This window comes from Caballeronia sp. LZ019, from assembly GCF_031450825.1.
GTDB lineage: Bacteria > Pseudomonadota > Gammaproteobacteria > Burkholderiales > Burkholderiaceae > Caballeronia.
In genome coordinates, this window is record NZ_JARTVZ010000002.1 from 758,481 (window position 1) to 781,931 (window position 23,451).

The following is a 23,451-nucleotide window of genomic DNA, read 5'->3' on the forward strand; positions in this document are numbered from 1 at the left end:
CTTATGTACACACTCGGAATCAATGCGGTCTATCACGACAGCGCCGCGGCGCTGGTTCACGACGGCGTCGTGATCGCGGCGGCCGAAGACGAGCGCTTTACGCATGTGAAGCACGCCAAGCGTCCCGTGCCCTTCTCGACGTGGCAGCTTCCGTTCGACGCCATCGACTATTGCCTGAAGGAAGCGGGCATCGAACTCGCGGACGTGGATCACATCGCTTACTCGTATGATCCGCAGCTGTTCTCGGGCATGCCGAAGCAGGCGAAGGCGACCATCACGCTGCCGTTCATGCCGTCGGAGCACGTGAGCACGAATCCCTCGGAATCGCCGTGGGACCCGCTCTTTCTCAGCTATATCGCCAATGCGCGCGGCCAGCTTCTCGACGGCGCGCCGCATCACCTGAAGAAGCGTTTCTTGAGCGGCGGGCGTGCGCCGCGCTTCGAATGGCATAACGTTGACCACCATCTCTCGCATGAAGCGAGCGCGTTCCTTGCCGCCCCGTATGAAAACACCGCGGTCCTGACCATGGATGGCCGCGGCGAAGGCGTGACGACCAGTCTCGGTCAGTTCGTCGATGGCGAGTATCGGCGTGTCAAGCAAGTGGAACTGCCGCATTCGCTCGGGCTGCTCTATGAAGCAGTGACGGACTATCTCGGCTTCCTGCACTCGTCCGACGAGTACAAGGTCATGGCGCTGGCTTCCTTCGGCAAGCCTGTGTATGTCGATCAATTCCGCGAGATCGTGAAGTATCGCAATGACGGCAGCTATACCGTCGATGCGCCGCGTCTCGTCGAACGCTTCGGTCCGCGACGGGAGCGCGGCGGCCCGCTGACGCAGCATCATTACGATATCGCTCATTCGCTGCAGTTCGTGCTCGAAGAGACCGCGCTGGAACTCGCGCGCTGGCTGCATGAACGCACCGGCCTCAAGCATCTCGCGATGGCCGGCGGCGTCGCGCTGAATTGCGTGATGAACGCACGGCTGCGCGATCGCGGCCCGTTCGAAGATATCTGGGTGCAACCTGCTGCGGGCGACGCCGGCACTGCGCTCGGCGCTGCGCTCTGGACCGACTATCAGGAGCGCGTGAAGGAAGGCGATCGCAGCCGCCGCTGGCACATGAATCATGCATACCTCGGGCCGTGCTATAGCGAAGAGGACATCGAATCTTTCCTGAAGTGGTCGAAGACGCCGTATCGCCGGCTCAACGATATCGCCGCTGAAACAGCCGATATTCTGGCGTCGAACCGTGTGATCGGCTGGTACCAGGGACGCACGGAGTTCGGGCCGCGCGCGCTGGGCGCCCGCTCGATTCTCGCATCGCCGATCGATCCGTCGATGCAGGCGCGCCTGAACGAAATCAAGGATCGCGAGGACTTTCGTCCTGTCGCACCGGTCGTAATGGAAGAGCACGCGGCCGACTGGTTCGTCGACGCACGCGTCGCGCCCTTCATGCTCTTCGTGTTCGATGTGCGCGAGGACATGAAAGCGCGCATTCCGGCGGTCACGCATATCGACGGCACTGCACGCGTGCAGACCGTGAACCGCTCGCAACATCCGCTTTACTACGATCTGCTCGCCGCGTTCAAGGCGCGCACCGGCGTGCCGGTTCTGGTCAACACGTCGTTCAATACGCGTGGCGAGCCGATGGTCAATTCGCCGCGCGATGCGGTCGAATCGTTCTGGACCTCGCCGCTCGATGCGCTCGTCATCGGCCCGTTCCTGATCGAGAAGCCGGGGGTGCCTGCATGAGCGCCATCGCAGGCTCGTTCCCCTACGACGGCGCAAGCGATCCCGCGCGCGACGCCGCAGCGCACGATGCGAGCACTGCGACGGGTGACGCGTTCGATGTGTCCGTCGTCGTGCCGACGTATCAGCGGCCCGACATGCTCGAGCGTTGCCTGCGCGCGATCGTCGCGCAGGACTTTGACAAGACGCGATTCGAGATCATCGTATGCGACGACGGTCCCGACGACGCCACGCGTTCGCGCGTCGCATCGCTTGCACGCGAATTCGATGCGGGTCCGCGCATCCGCTATGTGCCCGTGACGGCGACGCAGGGACCGGCCGGCGCACGCAACGCGGGATGGCGCGCATCGGGTGCTGCATGGATCGCGTTCACCGATGACGATACGATCCCCGATCCGCGCTGGCTCGCGAATGGCGTCGAAGAGTTGCGAGCCGGCGCCGATGCGGTATCCGGCCGTATCGTGGTGCCGCTCGGCCCGCGACCGACCGACTACGAACAGGACGCCGCGGGCCTTGCGCATACGGAGTTCGCGACGGCCAATACGTTCGTCACGCGTGCCGCGTTGAAGCGCGTCGGCGGCTTCGATGCCCGCTTTACATCGGCATGGCGCGAGGACTCGGATCTTCAGTTCAAGCTCATGCGATCGGGCGCGGATATCGTCCGCTCCGAGCACGCGATCGTGCTGCATCCGGTGCGTCCCGCGCGCTGGGGCGTGAGTCTTTCGCAGCAGAAGAAAAGCCAGTTCGATGCGTTGCTCTACAAGAAGCATCGCACGCTCTTCAAGGAGCGCATCAGAAGCACGCCCCCTTTGCTCTACTACGCGATACTCGCGGTGGTGGTGATTGCCTTGCTTGCATTCGCCAACGGCAACGCCACGCTAGGGCTACTGGGCATCGAAATCTGGATTGCCTTGAGCGCGTGGTTCTGCATCAAGCGCCTAAGAACGACGGCGCTGACCCGCGCTCATATACTCGAAATGGCCTGGACGTCCCTATGGATTCCCTTCCTTTCGATCTATTGGCGGCTCTACGGCGCGGTTAAATTCCGCGTGCTGTTCGTATGAAGCCCGCCAACGTAGAGCGCATCGCCATTTTCAGGGCGCTCCAGCTCGGCGACATGCTGTGCGCCGTGCCTGCATTGCGCGCGTTGCGCCGTGCGTATCCTGAAGCGCATATCGCGTTGATCGGCCTGCCCTGGGCGCACAGCTTCGTCGAGCGTTACGCGCATCTGCTCGACGAACTGATCGTCTTTCCCGGCGCTATCGGCTTTCCGGAGCAGGAGGAGACCGATGCGCACTTGCCCGCCTTCTACGATGCGATGCGTGCGCGCCGCTTCGATCTCGCGATCCAGTTGCACGGCAGCGGCGGCGTGGCCAACGATATCGTCGGGCAGATGCATGCGTGCACCGACGCGGGCTTTCTCAAGCCGGATGAAGCCACGCGCGAAGGTGTCTTCATTCCGTGGCCCGATGAACTGCAGGAGATTGCACGTTACAACGCGCTCATGGATGCGCTCGGCATCGATGCAAGCGATACGCAACTCGAGATTCCGCTGACGCAGCAGGACACGCGCGAATGCGACGCGCTGATCGAACACCATGCGCTCGATGCTTCTCGTCTCGTGCTCGTACATGCAGGTTCGCAATTGCCCTCGCGGCGCTGGCCTGCCGAACGATTCGCGCAAGTCGCAGCCGCGCTCGCAGCCGATGGCTGGCAAGTCGCGTTGACGGGCAGCGCTGGCGAAGCGGACATCGCAGCAAGGATCGCCGATACGCCCGGCGTCGATGCCATCGATCTCACCGGCAAGACATCGCTCGGTGCACTGGCTGCGCTCGTTGCGCGCGCGCGGCTCGTCGTATGCAACGACACCGGTCTCTCTCACGTCGCGGCGGCGATGCGCACGAAGAGCGTCGTCATCGCATCCGGCAGCGATACGCGGCGCTGGGCGCCGCTCGATCGTGAACGTCATCGCGTGCTCGCGGACTATCCGCCGTGCCGCCCCTGTGCGTTTCGCGAATGTCCGTACGGGCATCCGTGCGCACTCAATATCAGCGTCGCGCAAGTGCTGGATGCTGCGCGAACTCAGTTGCCCGCAGAAAAACTGGAAACCGATGCCCACTGCTAATCAACGACGCCTGCGCGTGCTCACGTGGCATGTCCACGGCAACTACATGTATTACCTGAGCCAGGCGAAGCACGACTTCTATCTCGTGACGAAGCCCGGTCATCCACCCGGCTACGCGGGCAAGGTCGGCGTGCTGCCGTGGGGCGACAACGTGCATGAAGTCGCTGCGGATCAAGTGGCTTCGCAACAGTTCGACGTGGTGCTGTTTCAGCATCGCACGCATTGGGACGACGATCGCGTCAACCTGCTCTCCGATGCGCAGCGGCGCTTGCCGCGCGTTTATATCGAGCATGACCCGCCGCAAGAAAATCCGTTCGAACAGCGCCACTGGGTGAACGATCCCGACACTCTGCTCGTGCACGTGACGCACTTCAATCGCCTGATGTGGGACAGCGGCGAGACGCCGACACGCGTAATCGAACACGGCGTCGTCGTGCCCGAAGGCGTGCGTTATAGCGGCGAGAAGGAGCGCGGCATCGTCGTCATCAATCACTTGCGGCAGCGCGGACGAAGGCTCGGCAACGACGTGTTCGCGGATGCGGCGCAACGCGTGCCGCTCGACCTCGTCGGCATGGACGCGGAATCGGCGGGCGGGCTCGGTGAAGTGGGCAATCTGGATCTGGCCGCATTCACCGCGCAATATCGCTTCTTTTTCAATCCGATTCGCTGGACCAGTCTCGGTCTTGCAATCGTAGAGGCAATGACCATCGGCATGCCGATCGTCGGTCTTGCGACGACCGAACTTGCTACCGTCATCCGCAATGGCGAGAGCGGCTTCGTTCACACGGATACGAACGCGCTCGTCGATGCCATGCAGCAGTTGCTTCGCGATCCCGCCGAAGCGCGACGCATGGGCGAAGGCGCACGACGCCTCGCGCTCGAGCGTTTCCATATCGACCGTTTCGCCGCCGAATGGGAAGCGACGCTGCGGCACGTCTGCAATTAGCGCATCAGGATGCACTCACATCAAAGGGAATCGTCATGAAAGAAGCATTTCGCAAGCGCATTCTGGTGACAGGGGGAGCGGGTTTTCTGGGCTCGCATCTTTGCGAGCGCCTGCTCGCGCAAGGGCACGACGTGTTATGCGTCGACAACTTCTATACCGGCACGAAAGACAACATCGCGCATCTGCTCGACAGCCCGAACTTCGAGCTGATGCGCCATGACGTCACGTTCCCGCTGTACGTGGAGGTCGACGAAATCTATAACCTCGCGTGTCCCGCGTCGCCGGTTCACTATCAGCATGACCCGGTGCAGACGACGAAGACGAGCGTGCACGGCGCGATCAACATGCTGGGTCTCGCCAAGCGCGTAAAAGCCAAGATTTTCCAGGCGTTGACGAGCGAAGTCTATGGCGATGCGCGCGTGCATCCGCAGCAGGAAGCGTATTGGGGCAACGTGAATCCGATCGGTCCGCGTTCGTGCTACGACGAAGGCAAGCGCTGCGCGGAGACGCTTTTCATGGACTATCGCCGTCAGCATGGGCTCAACATCAAGATCGCGCGCATCTTCAACACATATGGTCCGCGCATGCATCCGAGCGATGGCCGCGTGGTGTCGAACTTCATGATGCAGGCGCTCGCCGGCGAGCCGATCACCGTGTATGGCGAAGGCACGCAGACGCGTTCGTTCTGCTATGTCGACGACATGGTGGATGCTTTCATCCGCCTGATGAACACGCCGGATGAAGTCACGGGGCCGGTGAATCTCGGCAATCCGCACGAACTGTCGATGCTGGAGATTGCACAGCGTATCGTTGCGCTGACGGGATCGAAGTCGGAGATCGTGTTCCGTCCGTTGCCGATGGACGATCCGTGGCATCGTCAGCCGGATATCACGCAGGCGCGCGCGCTGCTGGACTGGCAGCCCGTCACCGTGCTCGACGAAGGCCTGCGGCGCACGGCGGCCTACTTCCGTCAGATCATCGAAGCGCAGGAAACGCGCGCGGCGATGGCTACGCTTTGAAGCCCGGCAGTTCGCGCGCTTCGTCTTCGCGCGAAGCGGCGACTGCCTGCGCGAGCGCCTTGGCGAAACCCGAAGTCGTCGTGAAATCGCCGTCTATGCGCTCGCGGAAGTAATCGGCCCAGGCGAATTTGGCGTTGAACTCCGGCGAATCCTCGAAGACACCCGCCATGCGCGCGAAGGCGGCGAGGCTCAGATAAGGGTCGTCGGGCATGGCGCCTAATGTCGGCGGCAACGCCTCCACCGATGTTTCGTTACCCTGAGCATCGAACGGATGAAGCCAGCCTTCTTCGCGCATGGCCGCAAGGAACGCGTCGTGATCGCGGTCGCTGAAGTCGCGTGCGATCTTCACCGGCACGACTTCGACGCCGAGTTCATGCCACGCGCGCGCCCAGTGATGATGGTCGATCACGTGCAGCGTGCCGCCCGGCCCGCGCACGAGGCACAGCGCATGTTCCTGCATGAAAGCCGCACGCTCGCCGTCGGCCTGCTCGCTCGTGAGGCGCATCTTCTCGCGTACATGCTCCATGCCGAGTGCACCTTGCGTCGGCCTCAGTTCATCGATGCGTGCGAATGCCTGCTCGTCCATGCGATGCTCCCTCACGCTTCCGTACGCACGGCGACTTGTCGGATCGCCGCGATGAGCCGCTCGGCGGGCACGGGCTTCATCATGTGCATCTGGAAGCCCGCCATCTGCGCACGCAAGCGGTCTTCCGTCTGCGTGTGCCCCGTCAGCGCGATTGCAGGCATGCGTCGATCGAGCGACACGCGCCGGCTCGCCTCCAGTTCGCGCACGCGACGCAGCACCTGATAACCATTCTCCTCGCCGAGCACGATGTCGCATAGCAACGCATCCGGCCATTGTTCGGTCGGCGTGTGTGCGAGCCATTCGAGTGCTTCCTTGCCCGATGCCGCGAGGCGCACGCCTGCGCCGGTCGTTTCAAGCACCGCGCCCAATGCTTCGCGTGCGGCTTCCTGATCGTCCAGCACCATCACGCAGAGACCCTCGAGATTGCCGGTGACATCGGCTTGCGGGCTCGCCTGGCCGTCGGCATCGACGACGGGGCGCAGCGGCATCATCGCCACATAGGCGAGGTGGCCGTCCACATAACTCACGGTGAACGTGCCGCCTGTTTCGCTCAGCGCTTCTTCGAGCCTGCGGCCCTGCTCTTGCGATAGCGGCGCCGGCTGCGCGCGACGGCCGAGCACGCAGACGCGCACCTGATTCGCTTCGCGCTCCACGCGCAATTCCACGCGTTCGCCGCGATCCGCAGCATCGATCTCGGTGCGGCACAGGTCCGCGATCACGAGCTGCAGCACGCCGGGGTCGCCCGTCACGCGCAGATCGTCCTCGGGCAACATCGTGTAAAGCTGCACGCCATGTTCGACGATTTCCTCATGCAAGCCATCGACCACGCCCGCGATCAGCGCGCCCAGATGAACCGGTTGCGCCGATACCTTGCGCTGCACTTGCGCGAGCTCGCCCTGTTGCGACTGCAGCGACCACATTCGCGCATAAACACCGCCGCGTTCGATCAGTTCCGCATGCTGCCCCTGCTCGACGATACGCCCGTGCTCCATCACGAGAATCCAGTCCGCATTGACGACAGTCGATAGCCGATGCGCGATCACAATCGATGTGCGCCCCTGTGCCAGCCTGTCGAGCTCGCTCTGAATCGCGCGTTCGGAGCGTGTATCGAGCGCGGAAGTGGCTTCGTCGAACACGATGATGCGCGGGTCCTTGAGAATGGCGCGCGCAATCGCGATGCGTTGCCGTTCGCCGCCCGAAAGCCGCACGCCGCGCTCGCCGACGCGCGTGTCGTAGTGATCAGGCAGGCGTTCGATGAACGTATCCAGTTGCGCCGCACGCGCCGCGCGGACCACATCGGCGCGCGTGGCCGACGGACGCCCGTACGCGATGTTGTAGGCGATCGTATCGTTGAAGAGCACGGTGTCCTGCGGCACGATGCCGATGGCTTCGCGGAGGCTCTGTTGGGTGACGTGCCGAATGTCCTGGCCGTCTATGGTGACGACGCCGGCCGTCGGCTGATAGAGCCTGAAGAGCAGCTTCATCAGTGTGGACTTGCCCGAGCCGCTGCCGCCGACGACCGCGAGTTTCTTGCCGGGATGCGCGCGAAAATCGATATCGCGCAAGATCTGACGCGCGGGATCATAGCCGAAATCGACGTGCTGGAATTCGATCTCGCCCGCGGTCACGTCGAGCGGCTTGGCGTCGATTTCGTCGACGTCTTCACCGCGACGCCCGCGCGCAAGCAGTATTTCGAACATGCGTTCGACGTTGACAATGGCATCGTTGGTCTCGCGAAACACGAACCCAAGCGTATTGAGCGGCGCGCAGACCTGCACGATGTATGCATTCACCAGCACGAGGTCGCCGACGCTCATCGTGCCGGCCACCACGTTCTGCGCGGCGAGGAGCATCACCGCTGCAATGCCGATCGCAATGACCGTGCTTTGCCCCACATGAAGGATGGTCAATGCGCGCTGGTTGGCGGTGCGCGCCGTCACCCATTTGTCCAGCACGGTCGAAAGGCGCTTGCGCTCGACGTCCTCGCTCGCGAAGAGCTTGACCGTTTCGTAGTTGAGCAGACTGTCGACGAGCCGGCTGTCCGACTGCGCTTCGAGCCGGTTCACGGCGCGCTGAAAGCGCATGCGATAGCGCGTGAAAATCAGCGTATAGACCGCATAGCACACGAAGGTCACGCCGATTGCAATGGTGAATGTGCGCGCGTACTGGCTCATCATGATCGCGACGACAGTGCCGATCTCGATCAACGTCGGCACGATGGTGAAGATCGCGACGCCCAGCAGGAAGCCGATGCCGTCCGCGCCCTTCTGCACGTCGCGCACGACGCCTCCCGTTTCGCGCTGCGCATGAAAACGCGCCCCCATGCCGTGCAGATGCGAGAACGTACGTTCGGTGAACGATGCAACCGTGCGCTGCGTCACGATGCTGAAGATGATGTCGCGCGCTTCGTTGAGCACATCGCCGAGATAGCGCATCAGCACGTAGGTCAGGATGACGAACACCGGGAAGACGGCGTTGGCCGTCGGCCGGCTGAATTCGTCGATCACATGCTTCAGCATCAGCGGCACGGACACGACCGCAAGACGCGACGCGATCATCAGCGTGACCGCGGCGAGCGTTTGCAGGCGAAACTTCCAGATCGCCTGCGCAAGATCGCTCACGATGCGGTTGCGCAGTTGCGAGCGGCTGATTTCCGTGGACGCAGTCATCATGTGCATGCTTCCATTGTCGATTTCCCGATGCGGACAACGTGGGATGCGGCAGCAAATGCCGCGCCCGCGCATCGCAACCCGCCACGGCAACGCTCAGAACAACGCTTGCTGCCCGGACATCAGCGCGGCGAAATCGTCGCGCATGAAAGGCAGGATGCCATCCGCCACGGGCTGAAGCTGCCTGCTCACGTAGTGCTCGTAGTCGATCGGTGCGGACCGCGCCTCGACCGGCTCCGGTCCGCCGAGCGTCATGACATAGCTGATCCATCCGCCGTTCTGATATTGCAACGGACGTCCCTGCCGCGCGTTGAATTCGTCGGCGGTGCGCGCGGCGCGGACATGCGGCGGCACGTTGCGCTGATACTCATCGAGGCTGCGGCGCAGGCGCTTGCGATAGATCAGCAACGCATCCAGTTCGCCGCGCCGCGTGCGTTCGACGTAATCGCGCACGTAGTCCGCATACGGCTTGCCCTTGAAGATGCGCATGTAAAGCTCTTGCTGAAAACGCTGTGCGAGCGGGGTCCAGTCGGTGCGTACCGTCTCAAGCCCTTTATAGATGATTTCTTCGCTGCCGTCCGCACGTTGCGTGAGTCCGGCGTAACGCTTCTTGCTGCCTTCTTCGGCGCCACGGATCGTCGGCATGAGAAAGCGCCTGAAGTGCGTTTCGAACTGCAGTTCGAGCGCGCTTTCGAGTCCGAACGCTTCATGCAGATGCTCGCGCCAGTATTCGTTCACGTAATCGACGAGCGCGCGGCCGATGCGCGCGGCGTCGTCGTCATCGCGTGCACGGCGCAGCCAGACGAAGGTCGAGTCGGTATCGCCGTAGATGACGCTGTAACCGCGCGCTTCGATCAGTTCGCGCGTGCGATGCATGATCTCGTGGCCGCGCATCGTGATCGACGATGCGAGACGTGGATCGAAGAAGCGGCATCCGCTCGATCCCAACACGCCATAGAACGAGTTCATGATGATCTTGAGCGCCTGCGAAAGCGGCTTGTTGCGCTGACGCTTCGCGGCCTCGCGGCCTTGCCAGACCTGCTCGACGATTGCCGGCAGACAATGCTTGTCGCGCGAGAACAACGCGCCGCGAAAGCCGGGCACGGTGCGCGTCGCGTCCGTTTCGCTCATGCCTTGCGCGAGGCCAACGGGATCGATCAGGAACGTGCGGATGATCGACGGATAAAGGCTCTTGTAGTCGAGCACGAGCACCGAGTCATAGAGGCCGGGCCGCGAGTCCATGACGAAGCCGCCGGGGCTCGCTTCTTCCGGCACGTCGCCGAGATTCGGCGCGACATAGCCCAGCCGATGCATACGCGGCATGTACAGATGCGTGAACGCCGCCACCGATCCCCCGCTGCGATCGACGGCCAGTCCCGTAACGGTCGCGCGCTCCAGCAAGAACGGCAGCAGTTCGGTCTTTTCGAAGACCTTTGTCACGAGTTCGCAGTCGGTCAGGTTGTAGTGCGCGAGCGCGGGCTTGTCCTCCTGAAAGCGCCGCTCGATTTCATCCATGCGGGCATAGGGGCTATCAATCGCCTTGCCTTCGCCGAGCAAGGATTGCGACACGTATTCGAGGCTGAACGACGGAAAGTTCCACGTCGCGGAACGCAGGGCCTCGATGCCGTCGATCACGAGACGTCCCGCAATCGACACGAAGAAATGATTGCGCTTCATGCCGTGCTCGCGCCATTCGACCGCGCTGCCATCGCGCCCCAGTGCAAGCGGCACGCCATAGTCGTCGGCATGTTTCTGCAGCACGCGCAGATCGAACTGCACGACGTTCCAGCCGATGATCGCGTCCGGGTCATGTTGTGCGATCCATGCATTGAAACGCTGCAGCATCTCGGCGCGGCTCGCGCAATAGTCGAGATCGAAGTCCAGCGGGGCTGTTGCGTCGCCGTTTGGCGGGCCGAGCATGAAGACCTGGCGCGCGCCGCAGCCTTCGAGCGCAATCGAATAGAGCGCGCCCTTCGCGCTGGTTTCAATGTCCAGCGAGACGAGCTTCAACGACGGACGATAGTCTGCTGCCGGCTTCAGTTCGCTATGAGTTACATCGCCGCTCGTCTCGCCATCGAACGAAACAGGCGCGGTGATGAAGCGCTCCATCAGATAGCGCTCGGTCGGGCGGATATCGGCTTCGAAGACATCGACGCCTGCATTCCTGAGCGTTTTTTCGAGCCCGAGCAACTGCCGATACTGCGGGCAATAAAGCCCGAGCACAGGCTTTTGGCGAAAGTCCCGGAGCGGCAATTCACGCAATCGTGCATCGCGCACAGCACGAACGAACGGCTCGGCTCGAACGCGGTCTTCGGCGCGAATGAATGCGACGGGGGTTTGCGGAGCAATGCGGATCTTGCGCGGGCCGTCATCGGTGGCGAGCCAGAACTCGACCTCCGTGCCGGTTGCCGTATCGCGCCAATGACGCGTCAGCAAGAAGCCTTGCTTTGATGTCTGCGATGCCTGAACCAAGGCGAATCCTTCGATAGCGCGTGCTGTCGAAGCATTTTACTTGGGGCCTGATGGACGCTGCGCGACGCACGGACGGCGCCGAGAAAAGTAAAACACGGCAGCGGCATGCCGGTCGTCCACCATCCAGCGGATGGCCCTCGCTGGGCGACCGGCGCCGCTACCGCCTAAGCAGCCTGTGCGACCAGGCTTGCACGCTGCGACTGCATCGCCGCAACGTTCTCGAGTGCAATCCGCTCCGGATGACCCGGCGCTTGCGGCACTTCGTGATTGACGGACACTACCTCCAGAGCGGCTTCTTGTACGGCCTGTCGGGCCGCCGCCGCTTTCTTGGTCTTCCCCGCGCGTGACGGCGGCTGGCAGGCCCCGCACACCACGTTGTTCTGCAAATCATGTTTGTGTGCGACGAACTTCCCGGTACAGCGGCAGCAGGGCGTCATCTGCAGCATGCCCGCGTCGAAGAAGCGCACAAGAGTCCAGGCCCGCGTAAGATCGAGTACCGCCTCGGCGCCGCTATGCTTGCAGTGCTCGAGATACAGCCGATACCCTTTGGTCAACGCATCGAGATGCGAACAACCGGCTTCGTTCTTGAGGAACGTATAGGTGTTGTAAAACAGCGATGCATGAATGTTGGCGAGCCACGTCATGTACCAGTCCGCCGAAAACGGCAACATGCCCTTGGGCGGCGATACACCCTTCACTTCGCGATACAGACGGATCATGCGGTCGCGCGAAAGCGTCAGTTCGCTCTCCAGCACTTGCATGCGCGCGCCAAGCTCGATCAGCGCGATGGCGCGAAACACTTCCTGGGCGTCTTCCGTGAGGCTCTTCTTCAGCATGGCTCGCTCCGTCTTCACTTAAGCGAACTGTTCAGCCGGCTGGCCAGCCAGCAGGATTGCCGCGTGCGTCGGCGCGATGTCGGCGTTCTTCGCCGGTTGCGTCAGTGCCGACAGCATCGTGTGATCGTTGAAGCGGAAAGCGCACAGCAGATTGTCGGATTGCGCGAGCTTGACGACCTGTGCGAGCGTGAGCCCGGACAGCAAGTCAGCCAGTTCCTTCGACAGCCCGAGCCGGAACATCCCGATGGCCCGGTCCTCGCGCAGCAGACGCTGAGCGAGCATGATGTAAGACAAGTTGATTTCCCGGATCGATTCCAGCGTTTCGCGACCGTTCATGGTTGCTGCTTCCAGTAAATCCCCGAATTTCCCGCCGGCTTGCTGCCGCTATCTTTTTTATTCCCTCGCCGTGCCGGTTTCGACCGGCTACGTACTTTGATACAGGCCGTTACAACTCGTAACAACTCTGTGAAACGGATTCTAAGTACGCCCTTACCCGAACGCAAGACCATCTCAATAATATTTTGTTTCAAACAACACTTTGCGCCGGTAAGTTTGGGGTAAGCAAAAGTGACCGTGTCGTTTTGTCCGATCGACCGCTGAATCGGTTGCCAGGTCGCGGGGTGGGTTTTGGTAGTAATAATCGCGCGACGCCAGCAAGAACGGGGACTTGCGGGCGTCGGTTGACAGCTTTGAAGGGTATTTTTGAGAGGGACGAAGACGGTGTAATGCGGTAAAGAAGTCGGCAAAACCGGTTTTACCGAATCAAGCGTGATGGAGTAATTTTTGCGCTTCGCGAGTTACGCGCCGCTGAAGCCGATTGCTTCGCCAGTTTCGACGCGTTCTCACGCGGATTCTCCGCCCATCCGAGTGTGAGACGATTTCGCGAACGAGCGGACCGCCCGCTAGTTACACATGCTCGGTGGCAGGCGCAAGTCCTCTTGCGCGGCGCAGTCGAGCAGACCCATTCCGTTTGTCGCAACGCGGATGTCGTCGACATTGCAATGCACGTCGGGATAGTCGCCGGCAGTCCCTGTAGGCCGCCCCTCCGCCACGGTCCAGGCGTGCGCCCTCGCCTCGAACCGGGTGACGATCAGTACCTCGGCGGGACGTGCATCGCCCGAAACGTCCGCTGCCGGATCGACGCGCAGCATTCAGCATCGACCCGGCCGCGATACCGGCAAGCGCGTGAGCGTGTAGAGGGCCTGCACAACGCCGCGACGGCTTCGAATGCTGCGTGAAAGCGCGCCGTTTCGTCGAACGGCGCGTTCATCGGCTTACGTTCCGCTTTGCGCTCCGCGCGGCGGCGGCGCGCTCGATGCCGCATCGTTGCCGGCGGCCGCTTCGTTGGTCGGATGCTGCGCCGCCCTCGACGGCTCCGCGCGCTGATCCGCGCCGGCCTTGTCACTATCGTCCTGCATGTCTTGCGAGGAATCCTGCGCGCTGCCGTTGACGATGACGAAGTTGCGCTGCGGATTCGCGATCTCGATGCCGCGCGCGGTGAACTCGTTCAGGATGCGGCGATTGAATTCGCGTTGCACCGGCCAGCGGGAACTGTCACGGCACTGGATCTGGCCGGCGAGCGTGACGGTCGAACCGTCGACGGCATCGACGCCCCAGAAGCTGAAGTCGGACAGGATGCCGTCGCGGAACGCCTCGTCGTTGCGCAGGGCCGCGCCGATTTCCTTGAGCGTCGAGATCGCCAGATCGACGTCCTGGCCCAGCGCAATCGACACGCGCACGGCCGCATTGCCGATGCCGCGATTCGTGTTGTTCACCGTCGTCACCGAACTGAACGGCACCGTATAGAGCGAGCCGTCACCGCCGCGCAGGCGCACGGTGCGAATCGACAGATACTCCACCGTTCCCGAAACGCCCGACACCGTCACCCAGTCGCCGACCTGCATCGCGTTTTCCATCAACAGGAAGATGCCCGTGATGAAGTCCTGCACGAGCTTTTGCGAGCCGAAACCGAGCGCGACGCCGAAGATACTCGCGCTCGCGAGCAGCGGCGCCGTGTTCACGCCGATCTCCGAAAGACCGGTCAGCACGACGACCATCGCGATGACGATGAAGAGGCCGGTACGCATCATCGGCAGGAGCGTGCGCAAGCGCGCCGCGCGCACGCGATCGCCGGTCGCGTTCCATTGCTCGAGGCGTCGTTCGACGAACACATTCGCCGATTCCCACACGATGACCGCGAACACGGCGGCGACCGCGATAGTCAGCAGTGCAGACGCGAGCCGGTTGCCGACGCCGCCCGACGTGAAGAACCGCAGGATGTGCACGCCCCACACTTCGAGCAGCGCGATCACGGTCGCCACGCCGATCACCGTCTGCACGATGCGGCGCAGCGCCGGGTAATAGCGGTAAGCGTGCCGATGCGCGATCGACTTGCTCGCGAAGTCCTCCTCGTCGTTATCGCGGAAGACGCGGCCGAGCGCGCCGAACGCGACGATCGCCGCGACGCGCGATCCGACCAGGACCAGCAGCGATACGCCGCCGAGATGGAAGAGCGTCGCGTAGCCGTTCTGCACGCCGAGCGCCCAGACGAACCACATCGCCATGACGAAGAAGATGGCGACGCCCGCCCAGACGTCGGCCACCCAGCTGCCGACGAGCGCGACCGAGCGATGCGCCGTCATGCGCTGACGGATGCGCTCGCCCACGACATTGCGCGATTCGAAGATCACCCACGCGATCATCAGATGCACGACGAGCGTGACGACCTTGAGGATCGCGATATGCGCCGGTTCGGACAGCCCGAGCGGCTCGCAGCCGTTCGCGAGCGCGATGCCCGCCCCGCCGACGATCACGATGCGCCGCAGCCAGCGCGTCGTGTAGATCGCGTACTGGTCGCGCATCTGGATCAGGCGCAGTCCCCTGGCGCGCGGTGCGACGAAGAATGCGCAGAGAATCATCACGGCGCGACAGACGAGATAGACGTCGATGAGCGCGCCCGCGACGTGGGCTTCCGTCGTGTTGTCATCGATGAAGATGGACATCAGGATCGTCACCGCGCCCATGAAGACGCCGAGCGGGATCAGGTTGTACAGCAGGTAAAGCAGTGCGTTCGGCAGTCGTTGCAGCAAGGTCCAGTGATGCGCGGCGTGGCGCTTTCCGCGCGCGGCATCGGCCTTGCGCTCGGCGACATGCATCGCGACTTCATCGCCGGTGCGCTGCGCCGTGTCTTCGGCACGCTCGGCGGCGCGTTGCTCTTGCACCAGTTGCGGCTCGTTCGCTTCCGTATCCGCGATGCCGCGTGCCGCGACCTTCTCGCGCGGTCTGCGCAGGAGTTTCGATGCGAAGTATTCGATCAGCAACGCCGGCAGTAGCGAGAGCAGGACCGTTCCCACGACGTGCAGCAAAAGCGTGCGTTCCTGCTCGGTGTTGATGCGGTCGCGCCACCAGTACACCACGGAGCGTATGTTGAGCAACGCGGCCGCGGAGTGCCGCAAGCCTGTGCCGAACTGGACCAGCCAGTTACCCGCCTGTCGCGATAGTTGCGATGCGAGGCCGTTCGCGGTCAGTGAATTGGCAAGCACGCCGGATGCTTCCGATGCCGGCGCTGCTGCCGATGCGGCTTGCGTCGCGCTTGCAGGGGCGGCCAATGCGCCGGCTGCGGCTACGGCTCTTAGCGTGTCGGCGACTTGCGCCCGGCGTTGAGGATCGTTAAGGACCGATAGCGCATCGCGGGCTTGTTGCGGGGTCAGTGCTACCGCTGGGGCCGACGCCGGTTGCGATGTCGCCGCTTCGGCGTTATTTACGATGATCGTCGCTACGATCAGATAGAAAGCTAGAAATAATCTACGCATGGGTCGATGAAGATCTCGGAAAGTTCGGGGACTCGATGCGGGGTGCTTTTTGCGTTATGGGCTAACGCGGGGTCTTTTCGGTCTGCCGTGGCGTTACTTCGAATTCGTGCTGTTGGGGATGTAGCACGTTGTGAACCTGGGCGCTTTTCTCTCTCTTCTCTTGTCTTCTATGAAGCTTGATTTCGCGGCGGTCTATTAGTGCACCCCTTTCTTGGCTGTCGACCAGAGTTGGCGCTTCAGCGCCTTACTCTGGTCCCATGCAAAGAAGGCAACCAAAGAGAGCAGCTTTTCGGCCCGCAACGCAAACCGTGTGTCCACTTCGTAGAACATCGGTGGCACTCAGTTTGACACAGCCCTGAATCACCTTCCACGCCCACTGACTACTCACGTCCTCCGAGCCCTTTGGCTCGTTCACACCAACGGGTGGTTAGGAGTCATGCTGCCGCGCGCTCGCTCGCTTCACGTCCTACATCCGGCTCGAAAAATACCCAACGTACCTGCGGAAACGCATTCTGCAAGTCCTCCTCGATGACGTTGATCGCATCAATCATCGCGCGGCCACTCGCGAAATCGATCATCTCCGCCTGCACCGCCACCACTATGTGCTTGCCCCACTGCAACGTAATCAAGCTAATGATGCGCGTCACCTCCGGCCGGTCTCTCAAATGTGCATCAATCGCCTTGCGCACCTCCGGGCTCGCCGATTCCCCCACGATCATCGACTTCACTTCACGCGCCACCAAGAATGCAATCACCATCAGCAAGACGCCCACGCCGATCGAACCCGCCGCATCGTAAGCCGCATTGCCCGTCAGCATCGTCATCAAAACCGCCGCGAACGCTATCGCCAGACCCGCAAGCGCCGCCACGTCTTCACCCGCTACGACCAGCAATTCCGACTCGCGCGTCTCGCGGAACCATCGCCATAAAGTCTTGTTCGGCGCGCCCTTGCGAATCTCACGCAATGCGCCCGCGAGAGAAAACGCCTCCAGCACGACCGATACGCCCAATATCACCAACGCGACGATCGGATTCGACAAAGGCTCGTGATGCAGCAGGCGATGCGCGCCCTCATACACCGAAAACGCCCCGCCGACAAAGAACAGCAGCAGCGCAACGATCAGCGAGTAAAAATAGACCTCGCGCCCGGAGCCGAGCGGATGCAACGCATTAGCCGGCGCCTGCGAACGCTTCAGGCCCAGAAGCAGCAGCAACTGATTGCCGCAATCGGCGGTGGAATGGATGGCTTCGGCGAACATCGAGCCGGAACCCGTGAACGCAGCCGCGCCATACTTGCAAACGGCAATGCCCAGATTCGCGGCGAGCGCGTAGAAAATGGCTTTCGGCGATTCTTCCTTCATGTCCACCTTGTCGTCGGTATTGGCGGCTCAGCGCACCTCGACACGGCCCGCTCCGTCACTCATCTCGCCGATTACCGCTGCTTGGTCGAAGCCATCGGCACGGAAAATCGCGAGCACGTCGTCGACGGATTCGGGCGCGCACGAGACGAGCAGCCCGCCGGATGTTTGCGGATCCGTAAGCAAGGCGCGGGCCGCTTCCAGCGAACCATCGATCGACTCGGCAAGCGATACCTCCGCGCCGTACGCCGTCCAGTTGCGCCCCGACGCGCCCGTGAAAATGCCCTCGCTCACGAAGTCCCGCACCTGCGGCAGCCACGGCAAGTCGGCATAACGGATGCGCGCCGTGAGGCCCGCGCCGCGCGCCAGTTCCAGCGTATGACCGAGCAGGCCGAAGCCGGTTACATCGGTCAGCGCATGAACGCCATCGAGTTGCGCGAGGTCCGCGCCCGGACGATTCAGCTTCGTCGTCGCGGCGATCATCGCGGCATAGCCGGCCGCATCGAGCCGGTCTTTCTTCAGCGCCGCCGACAGCACGCCGACGCCGAGCGGCTTGCCGAGGACGAGCACATCGCCCGCGCGCGCCGCTGCATTACGCTTCACGCGCGACGGATGCACGATGCCAAGCGCGGCCAGCCCGTATATCGGCTCGACGGAATCGATCGAATGACCGCCCGCGACCGGAATGCCCGCCTCTGCGCAAACGGCCTCGCCGCCCTTCAGCACTTGCGCGATCACCTCATGCGGCAGCACGTTGATCGGCATGCCGACCAGCGCGAGCGCAAGAATCGGCTTGCCGCCCATCGCGTACACATCGGAGAGCGCGTTGGTCGCCGCGATGCGGCCGAAGTCGAAAGGATCGTCGACGATCGGCATGAAGAAGTCCGTCGTCGCGACGATGGCCTGCTCGTCGTTGAGCCGGTAGACGGCGGCGTCGTCGGCGGTGTCGTTGCCGACGAGAAGATCGGGGAACGCGGCCATCGGCGTCGTGCGCTTGAGCAGTTCCGCAAGCACGCCGGGGGCGATCTTGCAGCCGCAGCCGCCGCCATGCGAAAGGCTCGTGAGTCGCGGGGCGTTCGTGGTTTCGTGCGTGATGGTCATCGTGTATGTCTTGCGGAAAGTTCGTTCAGTGCATGCATTATCGCCGCTCGCGGCTTCGGGCGTCTTTTACCGGACGCGCCTGAAAAGGCCGGGATAGTCGATGACGAGCCCATCGCCGTCGGTCGCGATATCCGCTACGAAGCCCGTGTCGAGCCCTTCGAAGCGATACCGCCGATCCGCTTCGAGACACGTATAGGCATGCTCGACAACGCTCACGGTCATCGACGGAACACGCACATACACGACGCGAATCACACGCCGCTTGCCGGGCTGCAACTGCAGGCGGCGTATGGGCAGCGTGTTGGTGAAGGGCGTCGCCGTGATGTCCACGTCGATGCAGTCGCCGAGCATCCGTTGCGGCGCGCCCGCCGCGTCGGTCCATGCCTGAAGGACGCCGGTATCGTCCACCTGACGCCGCAGGTCGAGCGTGGGACCGCCCGCAAGACGCGCCGCGAGACGCGTGACCTGCCATTGCATGTTGCATTCGATGCGATACATCAGCCCGAAAGTCTGCCCCTCGTCTTCGCCCACGACCGCACTCTCCGCGACGACGCCATCGGGCCGCGCATCGAACAGCAGATGCTCCAGCCCTGCCCCGTCCTGCTGCGACCATCGCACCGCTTTCATGGAAGACCTCGGTTTGCGTCATCGGCAGGAAAGCATACAACGTGCACTCCGAAGCTGCGGCGAGCGAGCTTACGGTTTGCATTCAGAATGCACGATTCGCTCGACGCATAAAAACATCGCACGGTATACTTTGCATCATCTCGAAAAAGCGCATGGCTTCGTGGGCCAGCCATCGCCATCGCTCTTGCGCCGCGATGCGCCTCGCGCCGTCGCGCTGTCTGCCGCCATTCTCATCGTCATCGCATGAAACTCTCTTTCGCTTCGGCGCTCGCCGCGCTTTTGCTTTCGGCTTCCGCGTTCCAGCTCGTTCAGGCGCAAGAGACGCCCGACGCATCGGAAGACTATTCGTATCTCGCCCGGCTGCATGTTCCGGATACCGTCGTGCAATGCGTCGCGGCGTTCGACCGCTGGGTCGAGGACGCACCCAAGTACGACAAGCTGATCGTCCCCGACCGGCGCGTGCTGTCCGCGAAGATCGACAGCCGGACGCCGATCTTCGATGCCGGCAATCCGATTCCCGTCGATCAGGTCATCGTGATGCGCGCGTTCGCGAAAGCACGCGGCAAGGCGCAATGGACGCGCGTCGACAGCCGGTGCGGCGTGCGCGATGGTCATGTCGTCGGTGTGGCGCTCACGCCGAATCTCAAGCCGAAGATCGTCCGCTAACGAGCCGATCGCTCGATAGCGCGTCCTGCTCCGCCCGCTTCACATGTGGGCGGTGTCCACATGTGCGCCTCGCCGGTCGCAGCCGCCTTCGTAAATATTTCACGTTACACGTTTGCTTACAAACGATCACGGCTTGTCATTTGGCGAGCGGCTAAATTTCGCTTCATGGATTCACACGGAGAAACCCATGAAGAAGCTGGCGATCCTTGCAGTACTGAGCGTTGTGCTGGGAAGCACGTTGTCGGGCTGCATCATTCTGCCGGGTGATGGCGGCGGTTATCACCACCATCGCGACTACTACCGCTAAGACGCGGATCGAACGTAGCCATGAACTCAAAAGGAGAACGATGATGTTCGACAAGACGAAGAAGAGCCTGCTGATCGCATCGGTTGCCGCGTCGCTCGGACTCGGCCTCGTGCACGCCGCATCGGCGGCGGTGCATCACGAACCGCATCATGCAGTCAAGGTCGGCTGGCACGGCGAGCGTTACTGGGACGGTCACCGCTATTGGGCGCGTACCGAGTGGGAACGTCATCATCCGCGTCACATGGAACCGGCGCATCGTTGATGCTCAAGCCGCAGCGGGCAGCGTCCGCTGCGGTTTTTTTCGATACTGCGTTACCAATTCGCAGGATCGCCGCCGAGTTCCTTGCACGTGTCGTAGGCGATCGCCTGCAGCTTCGTCTCACCGATCTGCCCTGAAAGCGCATAGCCCACGCTGTCGTATGTCCAGTAGTAAGTGGTGCGGGGGCCGTCGCGCAACGAGCGGATCTTCGCGTCCTTGCGCGCGACCGACGTGGTATAGAGCGTGAGGCGTTCGCCCGCCGCGTTCTGATACATGATCTGCGCGGCCGGTCCGTTCTCGCCCGGCAACAGGCGCCCTCCGACGAGTTGAAAGCCGTATTCGGCGAGCGACGGTATCGTGAGCGAACGGTTCAGGCGCTTCGATAGCCATGTCACGAGATGGTCCCGCTGCGACGCCGCCACTTCCACCGCATGACGCTGCTCGGGCGCATACACCGCATAAGCGATATCCGCGCGTTCGGCGAACCGCGGGCGCGCGTCGCCGAGATTCGGCAGCAGCAGATGAGCGAGATACCCGCATGCGATCCCGACGACGAGAAAGCTCGCCGCGAGCAGATAACGCCCGCGTGCACGCGGGCGCATCACGATGACTTGCGGTTGCGGCTCATCGGCGGCGAAGAGCGCGCGCAATGCGTCGTCCTGCGCGCGATAGGCGCCGACCGTCGCTGCGCTGGCGGGATCGCTCGCGATGCGATCGGTGACGGCGGCCCGTTCCTCGTGGCTCAGTTCGCCGTCGATATACGCGGACAGCGCCTGAAGGTCGCGCTCGTTGCCGTGAGATGCGTGCTCGTGATTCGTCATGACCGGCTCACTACCTTGAGCGACGACGCCTTGCGTCCCGCTTCTTCCCCGAGCAGCACGCGCATGTGCTCGCGTGCCCGCGAAAGACGCGACATGATCGTGCCCGCTGGCACGTTCAACACCTGCGAAGCCTCCTGATAACTCATCTCTTCGACGCATACGAGCAACATGACTTCGCGCTGCTCGACGGGCAGGCAATAGAGCGCGCGCTGCACGTCGCGCAGCACGAGTCCGTCGACCTCGCCGCGCGGCGCGGCCATCTGCCGCCAGGGCGCGGTTTCATCGTCGACAGCGATGTCGCGGCGTCCGCGCAATTGATCGATATAGAGATTGCGCATGATGGTGAACAGCCACGCGCGCAGGTTCGTGCCCGAGCGAAAAGCGCTCGCGCGATTCAATGCGCGTTCCGTCGCGTCCTGAACGAGGTCGTCGGCCCACGCGCGATCGCCCGTCAGCGCGCGGGCATAACGGCGCAACTGCGGAAGGTGCGCGAGGAGATCGCTCTCGAAGCTCATCGCGGCGATGCCGAGCCGTCCCGCGCGGGCGTCGCGACGCTCAGGGCTTGACCGCGTGCCACACGTCGCGGAAGTTGTCGCCGTTCTTGTCGCCGGGCTTCGTGTCCTTCGCGAAGCGGTACACGCGCTTGCCGTCATACGCCCACTGCTTGCCGCCGTCGGCGGACTCGAGCGTCCATTTGCCGCTCGGCTGATCCGAGCCGGCCGCCATCGCCGCCGGCCACGCCTGCGCGCAACCGCCGGTGCATGCGCTCGGGCTGCCCTTGGTGTCCTTGTCGAAGGTATAGAGCGTCATGCCGTTTTCGTCGACGAAGACGCCGTTGGATTCCTTCGGCGCCGCCGCGAACGCTTCCGACGCGATGCAGCCGACGGCCGCGACAGCGGCCAGCGCCAACCCGATTTGCCTGTTCATCTCATCTTCCTTTACGTCGCGCTACGGTGGAGTGTTCGTGGAACGTCCGGCGCGGCCGGTCTATTCCACAAGCGATGAAATAAATCCGCGCCCGCTCATGCCGTCACGCGCCGGCTGCGGCGTCGCGCCAGCGCCGCGTGTCGCGCAGCGGCGGCGCGCCGAAAAGCCGGCTGTACTCGCGGCTGAACTGCGATGCGCTTTCGTATCCCACGCGATGCGCCGCCGTCGCGGCATCGGCGATATCGAGCAGCATCAGCCGGCGGGCTTCCTGCAGGCGCAACTGCTTCTGATACTGCAGCGGGCTCATCGCGGTCACCGCCTTGAAGTGATGATGCAGCGACGACACGCTCATATGCACATCCTTTGCGATGTCCTCCACGCGCAATGGCTGGTCGAAGTGCCGGCGCAGCAGCGAAATGGCCTTCGCGATTCGCTGCGTCTGGCTGTCCTGCAGCGCGATCTGGCGCAGGCGCGCGCCCGAGCCGTTCATCAGCAAGCGATACAGAATCTCGCGCTTCACGAGCGGCGCGACGATCGGCACGTCCTCGGGGGTATCGATGAGCCGCAGCAGCCGCAGCACGGCATCGAGCATCGAAGTGCCGAGACGGTTCACGTAAAGGCCGCGCGAGGCATCGGCCTGGGTCGCGGGCGGAAGGTTCTGATCCTGAATGAGCGAGGTGATTTCCTCGACGTCGAGATCGAGCCTCATGCCGAGATACGGCTCGGTTTCGCTCGCGGCCGTGACCTGCCCGATCACCGGCAGATCGACCGACGAGACGAGATAGTGCATCGGGTCGTAGACGTAGACATCGTCGCCGACCATCACGCGCTTGCTGCCTTGCGCGATCAGCGCCAGCGCGGGCGTCTGCATGCCGGGCTTCGGCCCGCCGGGATTCGTGATGCGATGCAGGAACACGCCCGGCACCGGCGTTTCCAGCGAGCCCTCGCATCCGGCCGTGAAGCGGTCGAGCAGCGAGACCAGGTCGACGCGCGCCTGATCGAGCGCGGCGTCGAGCGGCCCGTTGCGGCGGGTGTCGGGAGGTGAATCGTGAGCATCTTTACCGGCGAGGCCGGGCATGTCGTTCAGCGCCATGGTGTCCGCGGGGAGAGAAGCGTGGAAGAGTGTCGATAGCTTACTCGCGCGGGCGCGATCGTGCGCGCGCGGCGGCCCCGC

The 23,451-nt window shown here is 63.1% G+C and carries 22 protein-coding genes; 7 read left to right on the forward strand and 15 right to left on the reverse strand.

The window, feature by feature from the left end; all coding sequences use genetic code 11:
- Positions 1-3 precede the first annotated feature (3 nt).
- Genes P9255_RS06455 through P9255_RS06475 form a run of 5 tightly spaced genes read left to right on the forward strand, consistent with a single transcriptional unit; the run spans position 4 to position 5,836 of the window.
- Complete coding sequence (locus P9255_RS06455) at positions 4-1,749, forward strand: carbamoyltransferase C-terminal domain-containing protein (protein WP_309766119.1); 1,746 nt, start codon at positions 4-6, stop codon at positions 1,747-1,749.
- Positions 1,746-2,810, forward strand: coding sequence for a glycosyltransferase (locus tag P9255_RS06460; protein WP_309766120.1), 1,065 nt, complete (start codon positions 1,746-1,748; stop codon positions 2,808-2,810). The genes P9255_RS06455 and P9255_RS06460 overlap by 4 nt, the downstream gene beginning before the upstream one ends.
- Positions 2,807-3,871 (forward strand): glycosyltransferase family 9 protein, encoded by a 1,065-nt coding sequence (locus tag P9255_RS06465; protein WP_309766121.1) that lies wholly within the window; start codon positions 2,807-2,809, stop codon positions 3,869-3,871. The genes P9255_RS06460 and P9255_RS06465 overlap by 4 nt, the downstream gene beginning before the upstream one ends.
- Positions 3,858-4,817 (forward strand): glycosyltransferase family 4 protein, encoded by a 960-nt coding sequence (locus P9255_RS06470; protein WP_309766122.1) that lies wholly within the window; start codon positions 3,858-3,860, stop codon positions 4,815-4,817. The genes P9255_RS06465 and P9255_RS06470 overlap by 14 nt, the downstream gene beginning before the upstream one ends.
- 35 nt (positions 4,818-4,852) lie before the next feature.
- The gene (locus tag P9255_RS06475; RefSeq protein WP_309789266.1) at positions 4,853-5,836 is read left to right on the forward strand and encodes an SDR family oxidoreductase; all 984 of its coding nucleotides are present in this window, start codon (positions 4,853-4,855) and stop codon (positions 5,834-5,836) included.
- On the opposite strand, the gene P9255_RS06480 is transcribed toward P9255_RS06475, so the two are convergent.
- From P9255_RS06480 to P9255_RS06530, 11 genes are all read right to left on the reverse strand, one after another.
- Positions 5,826-6,422 (reverse strand): ParB/Srx family N-terminal domain-containing protein, encoded by a 597-nt coding sequence (locus P9255_RS06480; protein WP_309766124.1) that lies wholly within the window; start codon positions 6,420-6,422, stop codon positions 5,826-5,828. The two genes, P9255_RS06475 and P9255_RS06480, sit on opposite strands and share 11 nt — an antisense overlap.
- A gap of 11 nt (positions 6,423-6,433) precedes the next feature.
- Positions 6,434-9,091: an ATP-binding cassette domain-containing protein gene (locus P9255_RS06485; protein ID WP_309766801.1), complete on the reverse strand. Its 2,658-nt coding sequence runs from the start codon at positions 9,089-9,091 to the stop codon at positions 6,434-6,436.
- A gap of 96 nt (positions 9,092-9,187) precedes the next feature.
- A complete protein-coding gene (locus tag P9255_RS06490) occupies positions 9,188-11,563 on the reverse strand; it encodes a DNA polymerase II (RefSeq protein ID WP_309766125.1) in 2,376 nt (791 codons plus the stop codon).
- A gap of 164 nt (positions 11,564-11,727) precedes the next feature.
- Entirely contained in the window at positions 11,728-12,399 is a 672-nt protein-coding gene (gene flhC, locus P9255_RS06495) for a flagellar transcriptional regulator FlhC (RefSeq protein WP_309766126.1), read from the reverse strand.
- A gap of 18 nt (positions 12,400-12,417) precedes the next feature.
- Complete coding sequence (gene flhD, locus P9255_RS06500; RefSeq protein ID WP_035963774.1) at positions 12,418-12,735, reverse strand: flagellar transcriptional regulator FlhD; 318 nt, start codon at positions 12,733-12,735, stop codon at positions 12,418-12,420.
- Positions 12,736-13,301: 566 nt separating this feature from the next.
- Positions 13,302-13,550 carry a hypothetical protein gene (locus tag P9255_RS06505; RefSeq protein WP_309766127.1) on the reverse strand — a complete coding sequence of 83 codons (249 nt, stop codon included), beginning with the start codon at positions 13,548-13,550 and terminating at the stop codon, positions 13,302-13,304.
- Between the two features lie 123 nt (positions 13,551-13,673).
- Positions 13,674-16,211, reverse strand: coding sequence for a mechanosensitive ion channel domain-containing protein (locus P9255_RS06510; RefSeq protein WP_309766128.1), 2,538 nt, complete (start codon positions 16,209-16,211; stop codon positions 13,674-13,676).
- A gap of 195 nt (positions 16,212-16,406) precedes the next feature.
- Positions 16,407-16,541, reverse strand: coding sequence for a hypothetical protein (locus P9255_RS06515; protein WP_309789267.1), 135 nt, complete (start codon positions 16,539-16,541; stop codon positions 16,407-16,409).
- 104 nt (positions 16,542-16,645) lie between these two features.
- The gene (locus P9255_RS06520) at positions 16,646-17,572 is read right to left on the reverse strand and encodes a cation diffusion facilitator family transporter (protein WP_309766129.1); all 927 of its coding nucleotides are present in this window, start codon (positions 17,570-17,572) and stop codon (positions 16,646-16,648) included.
- 27 nt (positions 17,573-17,599) lie between these two features.
- The gene (gene selD, locus P9255_RS06525) at positions 17,600-18,670 is read right to left on the reverse strand and encodes a selenide, water dikinase SelD (RefSeq protein WP_309766130.1); all 1,071 of its coding nucleotides are present in this window, start codon (positions 18,668-18,670) and stop codon (positions 17,600-17,602) included.
- Positions 18,671-18,736: 66 nt separating this feature from the next.
- The gene (locus P9255_RS06530) at positions 18,737-19,297 is read right to left on the reverse strand and encodes a putative glycolipid-binding domain-containing protein (protein ID WP_309766131.1); all 561 of its coding nucleotides are present in this window, start codon (positions 19,295-19,297) and stop codon (positions 18,737-18,739) included.
- Between the two features lie 243 nt (positions 19,298-19,540).
- Between P9255_RS06530 and P9255_RS06535 the strand changes: the two genes are divergently transcribed.
- Complete coding sequence (locus P9255_RS06535) at positions 19,541-19,963, forward strand: BspC domain-containing protein (RefSeq protein WP_309766132.1); 423 nt, start codon at positions 19,541-19,543, stop codon at positions 19,961-19,963.
- Positions 19,964-20,310: 347 nt separating this feature from the next.
- Positions 20,311-20,532 (forward strand): hypothetical protein, encoded by a 222-nt coding sequence (locus P9255_RS06540; RefSeq protein WP_309766133.1) that lies wholly within the window; start codon positions 20,311-20,313, stop codon positions 20,530-20,532.
- 50 nt (positions 20,533-20,582) lie between these two features.
- On the opposite strand, the gene P9255_RS06545 is transcribed toward P9255_RS06540, so the two are convergent.
- The 4 genes from P9255_RS06545 to P9255_RS06560 form a co-directional block, all read right to left on the reverse strand.
- Positions 20,583-21,350 (reverse strand): anti-sigma factor, encoded by a 768-nt coding sequence (locus P9255_RS06545; protein ID WP_309766134.1) that lies wholly within the window; start codon positions 21,348-21,350, stop codon positions 20,583-20,585.
- Positions 21,347-21,865, reverse strand: coding sequence for an RNA polymerase sigma factor (locus P9255_RS06550; RefSeq protein WP_309766135.1), 519 nt, complete (start codon positions 21,863-21,865; stop codon positions 21,347-21,349). Before P9255_RS06550 ends, P9255_RS06545 begins: the two co-directional genes overlap by 4 nt.
- Before the next feature lie 40 nt (positions 21,866-21,905).
- On the reverse strand, positions 21,906-22,277 hold the full coding sequence (locus P9255_RS06555; RefSeq protein ID WP_309766136.1) for a hypothetical protein: 372 nt from the start codon (positions 22,275-22,277) through the stop codon (positions 21,906-21,908).
- Between the two features lie 103 nt (positions 22,278-22,380).
- Positions 22,381-23,370 carry an AraC family transcriptional regulator gene (locus tag P9255_RS06560; protein ID WP_309766137.1) on the reverse strand — a complete coding sequence of 330 codons (990 nt, stop codon included), beginning with the start codon at positions 23,368-23,370 and terminating at the stop codon, positions 22,381-22,383.
- Between the last annotated feature and the right edge of the window lie 81 nt (positions 23,371-23,451).